Genomic DNA, 12,752 nt, shown 5'->3' with positions numbered 1-12,752 from the left:
TGAAAAGAACAGCCTCAAAAAGAGCATCTCAATGACCATTGTCGACGTTCGCACGCCCGATCCGAAACGCTTCATTCCCGGCGCCACCGGCGATTGGGAAGTCATCATCGGCATGGAAGTCCATGCACAGGTGCTGTCGAATTCGAAGCTGTTCTCGGGCGCGGCGACGGAGTTCGGCAAGCCGCAGAATTCCAACGTCTCGCTCGTCGATGCTGCCATGCCCGGCATGCTGCCCGTCATTAACGAGGAATGCGTCAAACAAGCTGTCCGCACAGGTCTTGGCCTGAAGGCGCAGATCAACAAGCGCTCGCTCTTCGACCGCAAGAACTATTTCTATCCCGACCTGCCCCAGGGCTATCAGATTTCGCAGTTCAAGGATCCGATCGTCGGCGAGGGCAAGATCACCATCTCGCTCGGCCCCGACCGGCAGGGCCAGTTCGAGGATATCGAGATCGGCATCGAGCGCCTGCATCTGGAGCAGGACGCCGGCAAGTCACTGCACGACCAGCATGCCACCATGTCCTATGTCGATCTCAATCGTTCAGGCGTCGCGCTGATGGAGATTGTCTCCAAGCCTGATATGCGCTCGTCGGATGAAGCCAAGGCCTACATGACGAAGCTGCGTTCGATCGTTCGCTATCTCGGCACCTGCGACGGCAACATGGACGAGGGCTCCATGCGCGCCGACGTCAACGTCTCCGTCCGTCGCCCAGGCGAAGGCTTCGGCACCCGTTGCGAGATCAAGAACGTCAACTCCATCCGCTTCATCGGCCAGGCGATCGAATACGAAGCCCGCCGCCAGATCGGTATTCTGGAGGACGGCGGTACGATCGATCAGGAAACCCGTCTCTTCGACCCGAACAAGGGCGAGACGCGCTCGATGCGCTCCAAGGAAGATGCACACGACTACCGCTACTTCCCGGATCCGGATCTGCTGCCGCTCGAATTCGACGATGCCTTCGTCAAGGCGCTCGAAGGTGATCTGCCGGAACTGCCCGACGACAAGAAGGAGCGCTTTGTGCGCGAACTCGGTCTTTCGATCTACGACGCTTCCGTCCTTGTCTCGGAAAAGGCGATCGCCGACTATTTCGAAGCCGTGGCAGAAGGCCGCGACGGCAAGGCAGCCGCCAATTGGGTCATCAACGACCTGCTCGGCGCCTTGAACCGCACAGGCAGAAGCATCGAGGAGACCTCCGTTTCGCCGGCTCAGCTTGGTGCGATCATTGACCTCATCAAGGCGGAGACTATTTCCGGAAAGATCGCGAAGGACCTGTTCGAAATCGTGCTGAACGAGGGCGGCGATCCCGCCGAGATCGTCGAAACCCGGGGCATGAAGCAGGTGACCGACACCGGCGCGATTGAACGGGCTGTCGACGAGATTATCGCTGCCAACCCGGATCAGGTCGCAAAGGTCCAGGCCAAGCCGACACTTGCCGGCTGGTTCGTCGGTCAGGTCATGAAGGCGACCGGCGGCAAGGCCAATCCGCAGGCCGTCCAGGCTCTCGTGAAGGCGAAGCTCGGCATTGAGGAGTAAGACCGTGTATTTCGTGCGCACCGCCAGCGAGGGTGATTTAAGCAAGATGCGCACCTTGCTGGATGAGGGCTTTCGCGCGACCTATGCTGGCCTCTATGGCGAAGCGAAGGTGAACGAGCTCATTGCGCATCTGTTTTCACCAGCGGCGCTGCAGGCGCGGCTGGCGAAAAAGAATGCCGAGTTCCTCGTTGCCGATAACGGCAAGGATATCGGCGGCATCGGTTATGCCGCCATGTCGGATGAGATGACGAAGACCGTCATGCTGCATCTGCTCTATGTCCGCCCGCCGCTGCATCGCCAGGGTATCGGGCGGGAGATCTTTGCCGAGTTGGAGACCTGCTTTCCCGATGCCGAAATCATGCGCCTCGAGGTCGAGCCGCGGAACAAGACGGCGATCGCCTTTTATCATGCCCACGGCTTCGAAGATGTCGGCCGCAATGAAAACGACGGGCCTGGGCAATCGGGCATACCGACGCTGATCCTCGAAAAGCCTCTCGAACAGCGCTAGCCCCAGTATGAGCATGAGCCAAACCATCATTCGCGAGGCGCGCGGCGCCGACGTGGCGGCACTCGTCGCCATCTTTGCTGAAGATGAACTCGGCGGTCACGGGGACACGACTGCGCCCGAGGTCTTTGGTGATTATCTCAGGGCTTTCGATCGGCTCGCCACATCACACGACCAGACACTCTACGTGGCAGAGCGTGACGGGAAGATCGTCGGCACCTTCCAGACAATGATCGTGACGTCGCTGGTCGGTCGCGGCTCGTCATCAATGATCATCGAGGCGGTGCAGACGCGCGGTGACATGCGTGGACAGGGCATCGGTGCCCAGATGATCGAATTTGCCATAGCGGAGGCAAAACGTCGCGACCTGCGCCTCGTGCAACTGGCATCGAATGCGAGCCGCACGGATGCGCACCGTTTCTACAAGCGGCTTGGCTTCAAACAGTCGCACCTCGGCTTCAAGATGGCGCTGAAATGAGCCGGTGTGGCGCCGGAATCACTGGACAATGCGTATCGCTGGCGGCATAAGCGAGGGATCAAATTCTGGTCCCGCTCGCCGCTCGGCTAGCTCAAGGAAAAGACATGAAGAATCTCCTCGTGCAAATCTTCACCTGGTGGAACGGTCAGACGATCGGTACGCGCTTTGCGACCTGGCGTTTCGGCAAGCGCGTCGGTGAAGACGAATTGGGCAACGTCTACTACGAAGGCGGCATGTCGTCCTACGGCCTGCCGAAGCGTTGGGTCATCTACAAGGGGTATGCCGAAGCCTCCGCGATTCCGCCGGGCTGGCACGGCTGGATGCACCACCGCACGAACGTTCCCCCGAGCCAGGAAAACTATGTCGCCAAGGAATGGCAGAAGCCGCATCGCGCAAACCCGACCGGTTCGCCGCAGGCTTATCGCCCGCCGGGCTCACTCGTCGTTCCTGGCGAACGTCCGCGGGTTACGGGCGACTACGACGCGTGGACACCTGGCAACTGAGCAGGGGTGCCGGCCCCGCTTTTGGCCACAATTGACCATTACCCGCAGAATGGCCGCAGCGATTGCGGCCTTCGATTTTAAGATGCTGTGGAGACGGGTAGATATGAAGCTTTTCACGCGGAAAAATCTCCTGCGTGCCGTCGGACTCTCCCTGGCGCTTGGCTCGTCCTTTCTGCCGCAGGCTGCCTCCGCTGCCCGAATCGAGAACTCCGTCGCCGTATTCTCCGGCCTCGACAAGATCACCGGCCGCATCACGACCTTCGATGTCTATGTCAATGAGACTGTGCAGTTCGGCGCGCTGCAGGTCACGCCGAAGGCCTGCTATTCCCGCGATCAGACCGAAGCGCAGAAGATCGATGGCTTCGTTGAAGTGGACGAGATCACGCTCGACCGCAAGATCCGCCGTATCTTCACTGGCTGGATGTTCGCTGACAGTCCCGGCCTCAATGCCGTCGAGCATCCGATTTACGACGTCTGGCTGAAGGATTGCAAGCAGAACTCGAACGTTCCCGCTCCGGATAAAGCGGCCAAGTAATTCTCAGAATTCAAGATGTGGTGACGCCATCGCCGCCGCCAGCATGTGGGTATACTCGTCCTTCGGAACATCTATGGCTCCGAACGTCTTTAGGTGTTCGGTCGTAAACTGCGTGTCGAGCAGGGTAAAACCCTTGGCCCGCAGCCGTTCCACGAGATGAACGAGACAGATCTTCGAAGCGTCCGTCCGGCGTGAGAACATGCTTTCGCCGAAGAACGCCGAGCCCAGCGACACTCCGTATAATCCGCCGACAAGTTCGTCGCCGTCCCAGGCCTCGACCGAGTGCGCATGGCCGATGCGATGCAGCGTCGAATAAAGCGTCCTGATCGTCTGATTGATCCAGGTGCTCGGCCTATCCCCGGTCTCTGCTGCACAGGCTGCGATTACCGCATCGAAATCGTGGTTGAAGCGGATGTCGAACGGCTTGCGTCGGATCGCCTTGGCGAGGCTTTTCGAAACGTGGAATTCGTCGAGCGGCAGGACGCCGCGAAGATCGGGCTCGACCCAGAATATTTCCGGGTCGTCGGCCGACTCGGCCATAGGAAAAAGGCCGATAGAATAGGCGCGCAGGAGAATTTCCGGTGTAATGCCTGGAGATTTCCTGCGCGATCCTGCCATTCGTTGTTACGCCGGTTTCTTGGCCAGATAGTTTTCCAGCCAATGGATGTCGTATTCGCCGTTGGCGATGTCCTGGTTATCGACCAGATCCTGGAACAACGGCAGCGTCGTCTTGATACCGTCGACGACGAACTCGTCGAGCGCGCGGCGCAGACGCATCATGCATTCGACGCGCGTGCGGCCGAACACGATGAGCTTGCCGATGAGGCTGTCGTAGTATGGCGGGATCTTGTAGCCCTGATAGGCGCCGCTATCGACGCGCACGCCAAGGCCACCCGGCGCATGGAAGTGCGTGATCGTTCCGGGAGAGGGCACGAAGGTGCGTGCGTCCTCGGCGTTGATGCGGCACTCGATGGCGTGGCCGTGGAAGTTGATCTCTTCCTGCTTGACGGAGAGTCCGCCGCCGGAGGCGACGCGGATCTGCTCGTGAACCAGGTCGATGCCAGTGATTGCCTCGGTGATCGGATGCTCAACCTGCAGGCGGGTGTTCATCTCGATGAAATAAAACTCGCCGTTCTCGTACAGGAACTCGATCGTGCCGGCGCCGCGATACTTCAGCTTGCGCATGGCATCGGCGCAGATTTCGCCGATCTTCATGCGCTGCTCGACGTTCAATGCAGGAGAATTGGCTTCTTCCCAGACCTTCTGGTGGCGGCGCTGTAGCGAGCAATCGCGTTCGCCGAGGTGGATCGCATTGCCTTCGCCGTCGCCGAAGACCTGGATTTCAATGTGGCGCGGCTGGCCGAGGTACTTTTCCATGTAGACGGCGTCGTTGCCGAAAGCGGCTGCCGCTTCGGTGCGGGCCGTCGACCAGGCTTCGATCAGGTCGACCTCGGACTTGGCAACCTTCATGCCGCGGCCGCCGCCACCGGCGGTTGCCTTGATCAGCACCGGATAGCCGATTTCGGCGGCAGTCCGCAGCGCGTCTTCCTCGGTCTTCACCTCGCCATCGGAGCCCGGAACGACGGGGATGCCGAGTTCCTGGGCGGTCGTCTTGGCGGTGATCTTGTCGCCCATGAGGCGAATGTGTTCCGCCGTCGGGCCGATGAAGGTGATACCGTGCGCTTCCAGGATTTCCGCAAACTTGGCGTTTTCGGAGAGGAAACCGTAGCCCGGATGCACGGCGTCGGCGCCGGTGATCTCGCAGGCGGCGACGATCTGATGGATGTTCAGATAGCTTTCGCGCGACGGCGGGGGGCCGATGCAGACGCTCTCGTCAGCCAGGCGCACATGCATGGCATCGGCGTCAGCAGTCGAGTGAACCACGACGCAGGGAATGCCGAGCTCCTTGCATGCGCGCAGCACGCGAAGCGCGATTTCTCCGCGATTGGCGATGAGGATTTTCGAGACCATGACGCTCGCCTTATTCGATGACGACGAGGGCTTGGCCGTATTCGACGGGGCTTCCGTCCTCGACCAGGATTTCTGTGATCTTGCCGGACTTCGGCGAAGGGATCTGGTTCATGGTCTTCATGGCTTCGATGATGATCAGCGTCTGGCCTTCCTTGACCGTGGCGCCGAGTTCGATGAAGGGACGCGCGCCCGGAGCCGGAGCCATGTAGGCCGTGCCGACCATCGGGGCGCTGACGGTGTTGGCAGGGTTGCGCGCGGGGGCCGCAGGCGTCGCTGCGGCTGGAGCTGCAGCGACGGGCGCCGCGGCAAATGCGGGCGCAGCGATCGGAGCCTGGACGTACTGGGTGTTGCCGGCGCGCGAAACGCGAATTCGCAGATCGTCCTGCTCGACTTCGATTTCCGTCAGATCCGTATCGTTGAGGATGTTCGCGAGGTCGCGGATCAGCGCCTGGTCGATACCGTTTTTCTTCTCAGCCATGAGTGTTTGCCCTGTGTTCTTCTTATGCCGTGAGATTCTTCAGCGCATGCAGCGCCAGAATATAGCTGTGAGGCCCGAAGCCGCAGATGACGCCTTTCACCGCTGGCGCAATCATCGACTTGTGGCGGAATTCTTCTCGTGCGTGGACGTTGGAGATATGAAGCTCTATCACCGGAATGGAAATAGCGCGAATTGCGTCGTGGAGCGCGACCGACGTATGCGTGTAGGCTCCGGCGTTGATCGCCACACCAACGGCCTTGTCGTTGGCTTCATGGAACCAGTCGACGAGCGTACCTTCGTGATTGCTCTGGCGAAAATCGATATCGAAGCCGAGTTCCCGCCCTGCTGCCTTGCAATCTGCCTCGATATCCTGAAGCGTCTTGCCGCCATAGATGCCCGGCTCTCTTTTGCCGAGCATATTCAGGTTGGGCCCGTTCAGGACGAATATCGTTTGCGTCATCGAGTGTTCCATCAAGTGCGAGACGGCAACCTATAGACTCCCAACGGACCTAATGAAAGCCCTTTGGAAGAGGCAGCCGGAATCGCGCCACATTTGTCCACATGGCTGAAACGCTTCGATTTTGGCGATTTGATGGGCGTCGTCTCAACAACTCGTCTTGCCGCAGGCGCGCATGTTCTTGACCTTGCCTTCGAGGTCATCGAAACCGACTGCACCCTGAACCAGTTCGTTGCCAATCACGTAGGACGGCGTGCCTGTGATGCCGAGGCTCTGGGCGAGTTGATAGGTCTCCTTCACGGAGGCATCGCTGGAACTCTTGGCCATCTCGTCGCGGATTTGCTTTTCGCTGACGCCAAGTGAGGCGGCGACGTCAATTGCACTCGCTTCGTCGGCGCGGCCGTCACTGCTGAGAAGCGCGACATGGAACGCGCTATACTTCTCCGGCGCCAGCTTGCGGAATGCATCGGAGACCTTGTGCGCGGCAACCGATTCCGGGCCGAGGATGGGAAATTCCTTGAGCACGAAGCGGACGTTCTTGTCCTTTTCGAGCATGGTCTGCATGTCGGAAAGTGCGTGGCGGCAATAGCCGCAATTGTAGTCGAAGAATTCGACGATCGTGATGTCACCCTTCGGATTGCCGATCGTCACGTCGTATTCAGAATCGAAGATCGTCGACTTGTTGTCAGCAATCACCGCATTGGCTTTGACGAGGCGCGTCTGCTCCTGCTTCTTCTGCAGGGCATCCTGAACATCCAGCATGATCTCCGGGTTTTCGATCAGATACTGCTTGATGAACTCGCCGAACTCCTTCTTCTGCGCCTCATCGAGTGCTGCCGCCGGGTAGGCCGTTGCCACCGAGGCGGTCAGCGCCAGCGCGGTGAAGATTTTCGGAAGTATGGCCATTATATCCTCGTCTTTTGCAGTTCGTATGCATCGTTCTAGGCACCGGATAACACTGCCTGGTTAACGGCGGCACTCCGATGCCGCCAAATTAAGGTGCGCCCGGTCGTCTTCAAACAGGAATTTTCGCATCCGCAGTTCAATCGCGGGATTGTGATGATCCGATTATTGCGGCAATTGTCTGGCCGCAAGCAAAGTTAGAGAGAAGCGATCTTGTTTTCCATTTCCCAACGCAGCGAAGTCGAGCCCTTTCATGCCATGGATGTTCTGGCCGAAGCGACGAAGCGGCGAGCGAGCGGTCACCCGGTCATTTCCATGGCTGTCGGGCAGCCCTCCCATCCGGCGCCACGCGCCGCTCTGGAGGCGGCGCAGGCCGCACTCGTCGAGGGCAAGATCGGCTATACGGACGCGCTCGGCACGACGAGGCTGAAGCATGCGCTCACCTGGCACTATCGCGACCGGCATGGGCTGGAAATCGATCCTGCGCGCATCGCGATAACCACCGGTTCTTCCGCCGGTTTCAACCTTGCCTTTCTCTCGCTGTTTGATGCCGGTGACGCGGTCGCCATCGCCCGGCCGGGCTATCCTGCCTATCGCAACATTCTCGGGGCGCTTGGGCTCAGGGTGATCGAGGTGCCGGTCACTACCGACACGCATTTCACGTTGACGCCCGAGAGCCTTGAGGCTGCACAAGCGGCACACAACGTCAGGCTGAAGGGTGTTCTGCTGGCGAGCCCTGCCAACCCGACAGGTACTGTGACCGGCCGCCAGGGGCTGAAGGCGCTAGCCGACTATTGTACGGCCAATTCGATCGCGTTCATTTCAGATGAGATCTATCACGGGCTGACTTTTGCCGGCGAAGAGACCAGCGCACTGGAATTGACGCACGAGGCGATCGTCATCAACTCCTTCTCCAAATTTTATTGCATGACCGGCTGGCGCATCGGCTGGATGGTGCTGCCTGAGCGGCTGGTGCGACCCATCGAGCGTGTCGCGCAAAGCCTCTACATCTCGCCGCCCGAACTCTCGCAGATCGCAGCGACGGCAGCGCTCGGCGCGACTGCGGAACTCGATGTCTACAAGGCGAGCTACGCGGCCAACCGCGAGTTTCTGCTGAAGCGTCTGCCGGAAATCGGCCTGTCCATTGCATCGCCGATGGATGGCGCGTTCTATGCCTATGTCGACGTAACGCGCTTCACCAATGACAGCATGGCGTTCGCCAAGCGGATGCTGGCCGAGATCAACGTCGCCGCGACGCCGGGTCTGGATTTCGATCCGCTGGACGGCAACCGGTCGATGCGCATGTCCTACGCCGGCTCCGAGGCCGAGATCGTTGAAGCAGTCGAGCGCATCGCAGCGTGGTTGAAATAAGTCTGTTGCTTCAGAGCGGCTTGTGGAAATCTCCTAATTCAATTTATGAGCGTTCTCCCTAGAACGCGGCAAGCCGCTCGACCGCTCGCACAGTCACTTCGCCGGTCGGCAATTCTCCCGGTCAAGCTGCGATACCAACGCCAGGATCGTTTCGGAAACCGGTGTCGGCGTTGCCGTCAGGCGGCCCAATGAAACGACCATTCCCACCAGCGGCGCAATCTCCAGCGACTTCCCTGCCAGAAGGTCTTGCAACATAGAGGTGCGAACCGGCCCGATCTGCCGGGCCTGTTCCAGTCGCTCCTCGACGGACATCCCGACATTGGCGCCGAGTGCCTCTCCAACGGCCTTTACCTCCTTCATGACCTTCCCGATCTGGTCGGTGATTGCGGCATCTGCCATCAGATCGGACATCAATGATCGCGTCAGCGCGCTGATCGGGTTGAAGGAGGCGTTGCCCATCAGCTTGCTCCAGATATCATCGCGGATGCGGCTCGAGAGCTTAACGCCGATATCGGCGCGCTGCAGCAGTGCCTCGATGTCGCGCAGATCTGCGCTGATCTCGCCGGAGGCCTCCCCGAGAATGAAGTGGCCTTTGTTGCTGAGCCGGACCTCGCCGGGCTTGCTGACTTCAGCGCCCTGGTGGGCGACGCAGCCGATGACGCGCTGCGGGCCGACAAGGCGCCAAAGCTTGCCGCCCTCATCGAGCTCGTCGAATTGCAGCTCCGCGTGCCCGCTGTCCCGATCGCGGTGGAAATACCACCACGGAATGCCGTTGAGGATCATCATGACGCGCGTGCGATCTTTCAGCAGATGACCGATTCCCTGCGCGGCAGCGCTGAGCTGATGGCCCTTCAGCCCGGTGATCACGAGATCCTGCGGTGGCAGTTCCCTCGGATCGTCGGTGGCTCTCAGTTTGACGATGAGGGGTGCTTCTGCGCCCGCCTCAAGGAGACGCAATCCCTCGCCTCGGATGGCAGCGAGATGAGCGCCGCGGGCAACGACCGAAACCGTTACCTCTGGGCCGAGCGATAAGGCAAACTTGGAGGCGATGGCGCCGCCGAGTGCACCGGCGCCGAAGATGCAGATATTCTTGAGGGGCATGCGATGATCTTTCCGCGATTGGTGGGTCGCGCTGAACTTAGGTCATCCATTCCTCGAGGCGAGTGATATTTTGAAGCCGCCTGTCGCTTTTAGTGGCCGGTGCCGGGAAGAAGCTCGTTGCGGCGAAGCTCGTCGATGGCTGCCACCGCATCTTCCGCAGACCAGCCCGCCCGAATGGCAGCGCCGATCATCCGGACCTCGGCCTCCTCTTCGATCTTGAGAAAGAGCGGTTCCAAGGCCTCCTGGGCGGTAAGAATATGCTCGTTTGGAGGGGTAACTGACTGGCGGGTGGCTGGCGTAGGCATCTGCACGGTGCTCCTCTCTCTGGCAGGGGATGACTCAAAATAAAGCGCGATGGCAAAAAAGGTTCCGGATAAAGTTTCAAGAAAGCTTCATCTTGTTCTTTCGCCCCGGCTCTGCCTTGTTGCGCGACTAAGCTGATGCTCGATTCGGTTCCCAAAAAATGCGGAGCCATGACGAAAACGCACCAAGGAGATTGCGATGACGAACGCCAAGAACGGGATTTCCGAAATGCGACCGAGAATTACAGTAATTGGCGTCGGCGGCGGCGGCGGCAATGCGATCAACAACATGATAGCGGAAAATCTCGAGGGCGTCGATTTCATCGCGGCCAATACGGATGCGCAGGTGCTGGCGACCTCGAAGGCATCCCGCCGCATACAGCTCGGCGCGCATGTCACCGAAGGGCTGGGGGCCGGTTCGCTGCCGGAGGTCGGTCGCGCAGCCGCCGAAGAATCGATCGATGAGATCATGGACCATCTGGCTGGCTCGCATATGTGCTTCGTCACCGCAGGTATGGGGGGCGGCACCGGAACGGGGGCTGCACCTGTTATTGCCCAGGCCGCGCGCAACGCCGGCATCCTGACGGTCGGAGTGGTTACTAAGCCCTTCACCTTTGAAGGCAATCGCCGCATGAAGACTGCCGATGTCGGTATCGAGGCGCTCCGCGAGGCGGCTGATACGGTGATCGTCATCCCGAACCAGAACCTTTTCCGCATCGCCGATGCAAAGACCACCTTCGCGGATGCCTTCATGACCGCCGACCGTGTGCTATATGCCGGTGTGGGCTGCATCACCGACCTGATCGTCAAGGAAGGCCTCATCAACCTCGATTTCGCAGACGTGAAATCCGTCATGCGGGGAATGGGACGGGCGATGATGGGCACGGGCGAGGCATCGGGCGAGGGGCGTGCGATGAAGGCCGCGGAGGCTGCGATCGCCAACCCGCTGCTCGACGACATTTCGATGAAGGGCGCCAGGGGCGTTTTGATCTCGATCTCCGGCGGCACGGACATGACGCTCTTCGAAGTGGACGAAGCGGCAAGCCGCATCCGCGACGAGGTCCAGGATGAGGCCGACATCGTCGTTGGCGCGATCTTCGACCGCAACCTCGATGGCAAGTTCCGCGTCGCGGTTGTGGCGACGGGCCTCGACGGGGCGACGGCTGGAACGCAGGCCCGTCAGGGCGTAGCGCCTGGCCAAGACCTGCACACGCGTACGCTGCAGTAGGCTTCTTATCGTCTGCGCGTCCGATCGGGCGCGCAGACTTTTCCTGATCGATGTCACTTCGGCGTAGTCGTGCGCTGGAAATGTCAGGCGGCGGCCCTAAATCCGCTCTCGCCCCTTTCGCCCATTCAGGCGTTCCCGACAGCATCAGGAAAATCACATGTCTCAGGACAAGTCTCCCGTCTGGCTCATCACCGGCTGCTCCACTGGCTTCGGCCGTGAGCTTGCGAAACTCACCATTGCCCGCGGCTGGCCGACGGTCGTGACCGCGCGCGATAAGGCCCGCGTTGCCGATCTGGCATCCGCGAATGAAGCGAACGCACTGGCGCTGGATCTCGATGTGACCAATCGCTCTGAGGTCAAGGCGGCGGTCGCGGCCGCCGAGCAGCGCTTCGGCCGCGTGGACGTTCTCGTCAACAATGCCGGCTATGGCTACCAGTCAACGGTCGAGGAGGCGCAAGAGCAGGAAATCCGCGATCAGTTCGAGGCGAACGTCTTCGGCCTGTTTTCGATGACCCGTGCCGTCCTGCCTGGTATGCGGCAGCGCCGGCATGGCCACATCATCAACATCACCTCGGTTGCCGGCTTTATCGGCTTTCCCGGCTCAGGTTTCTATGCCGCGAGCAAGCATGCGGTCGAAGGTTTTTCCGATTCACTCTACGCCGAGGGCAGGCCGCTCGGCATCAAGGTGACCTGCGTCGCCCCTGGTCCGTTCCGCACCGATTGGGCCGGCCGCTCACTTCGACAAACGAAGAGCAGAATTTCAGACTATGCCGAAACCGCAGCTTCCCGCATGCGCCAGACATCGGAATACAGCGGCAAGCAGGCCGGAGATCCAGTGCGCGCCGGCGAGGCGATGATCCGGATCACGCAAGTGGCGAATCCGCCGCGGCATCTCGTGCTTGGCGAAATCGGCTACAGCAATGTCACGAACAAGCTGCGCGAACGGCTGGCGCAGATCGAGGAATGGCGCGAAACGAGCCTCGGAGCGGATTTTCCGAAGGAGTAGGTCGTCGCAGCACGGTGTCACCCTTCGCGATAATCTCGCAGACCGTCTGAAAACCCCGTCGGGGATTCCTCACGTTAGACTGCCGTGGTAGCTTTTGCCATGGCGCATCTTTCAGGAACAGACCGCTCTCAATTGCTGCTTCTGCCGGAAGCGGTTGATGATTATGTGGGGCCGGACAATCCGGTTCGCTTCATCGAGGCTTTCGTTGACGGCCTCGATCTCCAAGCCGCCGGGTTCGTGCGGGTGGCGGCGAAGGAGACCGGCCGTCCGGGTTACGACCCAGCCGACCTTTTGAAGCTTTACGTGTACGGGTATATCAACCGTGTGCGTTCCAGCCGGCGACTGGAAGCGGAAACGCGCCGCAACATCGAGGTGATCTG

16 protein-coding genes are annotated in these 12,752 nt (G+C 60.3%); 9 read left to right on the top strand and 7 right to left on the bottom strand.

What is annotated here, in order from left to right:
• The first annotated feature begins 31 nt into the window (after window positions 1-31).
• The 5 genes from gatB to BSG20_RS20145 all read left to right on the top strand — a co-directional run bounded on the left by gatB (window position 32) and on the right by BSG20_RS20145 (window position 3,555).
• On the top strand, window positions 32-1,534 hold the full coding sequence (gene gatB / locus BSG20_RS20165) for an Asp-tRNA(Asn)/Glu-tRNA(Gln) amidotransferase subunit GatB (protein ID WP_072377980.1): 1,503 nt from the start codon (window positions 32-34) through the stop codon (window positions 1,532-1,534).
• A 4-nt stretch (window positions 1,535-1,538) separates the two neighbouring features.
• Window positions 1,539-2,042: a GNAT family N-acetyltransferase gene (locus BSG20_RS20160; RefSeq protein ID WP_072377982.1), complete on the top strand. Its 504-nt coding sequence runs from the start codon at window positions 1,539-1,541 to the stop codon at window positions 2,040-2,042.
• Window positions 2,043-2,055: 13 nt separating this feature from the next.
• Entirely contained in the window at window positions 2,056-2,517 is a 462-nt protein-coding gene (locus BSG20_RS20155; protein ID WP_072378016.1) for a GNAT family N-acetyltransferase, read from the top strand.
• A gap of 104 nt (window positions 2,518-2,621) precedes the next feature.
• On the top strand, window positions 2,622-3,020 hold the full coding sequence (locus BSG20_RS20150; protein ID WP_007792741.1) for an NADH:ubiquinone oxidoreductase subunit NDUFA12: 399 nt from the start codon (window positions 2,622-2,624) through the stop codon (window positions 3,018-3,020).
• Window positions 3,021-3,123: 103 nt separating this feature from the next.
• Complete coding sequence (locus BSG20_RS20145; RefSeq protein WP_072377984.1) at window positions 3,124-3,555, top strand: DUF2155 domain-containing protein; 432 nt, start codon at window positions 3,124-3,126, stop codon at window positions 3,553-3,555.
• A gap of 3 nt (window positions 3,556-3,558) precedes the next feature.
• On the opposite strand, the gene aat is transcribed toward BSG20_RS20145, so the two are convergent.
• The 5 genes from aat to BSG20_RS20120 form a co-directional block, all read right to left on the bottom strand.
• On the bottom strand, window positions 3,559-4,173 hold the full coding sequence (gene aat, locus BSG20_RS20140) for a leucyl/phenylalanyl-tRNA--protein transferase (RefSeq protein ID WP_024317834.1): 615 nt from the start codon (window positions 4,171-4,173) through the stop codon (window positions 3,559-3,561).
• A 6-nt stretch (window positions 4,174-4,179) separates the two neighbouring features.
• The gene (gene accC, locus BSG20_RS20135; protein WP_072377986.1) at window positions 4,180-5,526 is read right to left on the bottom strand and encodes an acetyl-CoA carboxylase biotin carboxylase subunit; all 1,347 of its coding nucleotides are present in this window, start codon (window positions 5,524-5,526) and stop codon (window positions 4,180-4,182) included.
• Between the two features lie 10 nt (window positions 5,527-5,536).
• Complete coding sequence (gene accB, locus BSG20_RS20130) at window positions 5,537-6,004, bottom strand: acetyl-CoA carboxylase biotin carboxyl carrier protein (protein ID WP_072377988.1); 468 nt, start codon at window positions 6,002-6,004, stop codon at window positions 5,537-5,539.
• 22 nt (window positions 6,005-6,026) lie between these two features.
• Window positions 6,027-6,464, bottom strand: a complete 438-nt coding sequence (aroQ, locus tag BSG20_RS20125) for a type II 3-dehydroquinate dehydratase (RefSeq protein WP_037117527.1) — start codon at window positions 6,462-6,464, stop codon at window positions 6,027-6,029.
• Between the two features lie 144 nt (window positions 6,465-6,608).
• Window positions 6,609-7,367 carry a DsbA family protein gene (locus BSG20_RS20120; RefSeq protein WP_072377990.1) on the bottom strand — a complete coding sequence of 253 codons (759 nt, stop codon included), beginning with the start codon at window positions 7,365-7,367 and terminating at the stop codon, window positions 6,609-6,611.
• Between the two features lie 210 nt (window positions 7,368-7,577).
• Here BSG20_RS20120 and BSG20_RS20115 point away from each other — a divergent pair, with 210 nt between their 5' ends.
• On the top strand, window positions 7,578-8,735 hold the full coding sequence (locus BSG20_RS20115) for a pyridoxal phosphate-dependent aminotransferase (RefSeq protein WP_072377992.1): 1,158 nt from the start codon (window positions 7,578-7,580) through the stop codon (window positions 8,733-8,735).
• 93 nt (window positions 8,736-8,828) lie between these two features.
• Here the strand turns inward: BSG20_RS20115 and BSG20_RS20110 are convergent, their stop codons facing one another.
• Both BSG20_RS20110 and BSG20_RS20105 read right to left on the bottom strand, forming a co-directional pair.
• The gene (locus BSG20_RS20110; protein ID WP_072377994.1) at window positions 8,829-9,836 is read right to left on the bottom strand and encodes a ketopantoate reductase family protein; all 1,008 of its coding nucleotides are present in this window, start codon (window positions 9,834-9,836) and stop codon (window positions 8,829-8,831) included.
• Window positions 9,837-9,925: 89 nt separating this feature from the next.
• On the bottom strand, window positions 9,926-10,141 hold the full coding sequence (locus tag BSG20_RS20105; protein ID WP_072377996.1) for a hypothetical protein: 216 nt from the start codon (window positions 10,139-10,141) through the stop codon (window positions 9,926-9,928).
• 196 nt (window positions 10,142-10,337) lie between these two features.
• Between BSG20_RS20105 and ftsZ the strand changes: the two genes are divergently transcribed.
• From ftsZ to BSG20_RS20090, 3 genes are all read left to right on the top strand, one after another.
• Entirely contained in the window at window positions 10,338-11,366 is a 1,029-nt protein-coding gene (ftsZ, locus tag BSG20_RS20100; protein ID WP_072377998.1) for a cell division protein FtsZ, read from the top strand.
• Between the two features lie 157 nt (window positions 11,367-11,523).
• The gene (locus BSG20_RS20095; protein ID WP_072378000.1) at window positions 11,524-12,372 is read left to right on the top strand and encodes an oxidoreductase; all 849 of its coding nucleotides are present in this window, start codon (window positions 11,524-11,526) and stop codon (window positions 12,370-12,372) included.
• A gap of 99 nt (window positions 12,373-12,471) precedes the next feature.
• On the top strand, window positions 12,472-12,752 hold a 281-nt coding region (locus BSG20_RS20090), incomplete at its 3' end, for a transposase (RefSeq protein WP_143147508.1).

It is taken from the genome of Rhizobium tibeticum, from assembly GCF_900110205.1.
GTDB lineage: Bacteria > Pseudomonadota > Alphaproteobacteria > Rhizobiales > Rhizobiaceae > Rhizobium > Rhizobium tibeticum.
The sequence above is the reverse complement of the archived record's forward strand: the minus strand, read 5'-3'. Positions and strand labels throughout refer to the sequence as shown.

Bases quoted from the DNA above. Each gene is read 5' to 3' on its own strand.
- BSG20_RS20105 (WP_072377996.1), bottom strand. From the start codon at position 10,141: ATGCCTACGCCAGCCACCCGCCAGTCAGTTACCCCTCCAAACGAGCAT.
- BSG20_RS20145 (WP_072377984.1), top strand. From the start codon at position 3,124: ATGAAGCTTTTCACGCGGAAAAATCTCCTGCGTGCCGTCGGACTCTCC.
- BSG20_RS20095 (WP_072378000.1), top strand. From the start codon at position 11,524: ATGTCTCAGGACAAGTCTCCCGTCTGGCTCATCACCGGCTGCTCCACT.
- accC (WP_072377986.1), bottom strand. From the start codon at position 5,526: ATGGTCTCGAAAATCCTCATCGCCAATCGCGGAGAAATCGCGCTTCGC.
- BSG20_RS20120 (WP_072377990.1), bottom strand. From the start codon at position 7,367: ATGGCCATACTTCCGAAAATCTTCACCGCGCTGGCGCTGACCGCCTCG.
- aroQ (WP_037117527.1), bottom strand. From the start codon at position 6,464: ATGACGCAAACGATATTCGTCCTGAACGGGCCCAACCTGAATATGCTC.
- BSG20_RS20150 (WP_007792741.1), top strand. From the start codon at position 2,622: ATGAAGAATCTCCTCGTGCAAATCTTCACCTGGTGGAACGGTCAGACG.
- BSG20_RS20110 (WP_072377994.1), bottom strand. From the start codon at position 9,836: ATGCCCCTCAAGAATATCTGCATCTTCGGCGCCGGTGCACTCGGCGGC.
- ftsZ (WP_072377998.1), top strand. From the start codon at position 10,338: ATGACGAACGCCAAGAACGGGATTTCCGAAATGCGACCGAGAATTACA.
- aat (WP_024317834.1), bottom strand. From the start codon at position 4,173: ATGGCAGGATCGCGCAGGAAATCTCCAGGCATTACACCGGAAATTCTC.
- BSG20_RS20155 (WP_072378016.1), top strand. From the start codon at position 2,056: ATGAGCCAAACCATCATTCGCGAGGCGCGCGGCGCCGACGTGGCGGCA.
- accB (WP_072377988.1), bottom strand. From the start codon at position 6,004: ATGGCTGAGAAGAAAAACGGTATCGACCAGGCGCTGATCCGCGACCTC.
- gatB (WP_072377980.1), top strand. From the start codon at position 32: ATGACCATTGTCGACGTTCGCACGCCCGATCCGAAACGCTTCATTCCC.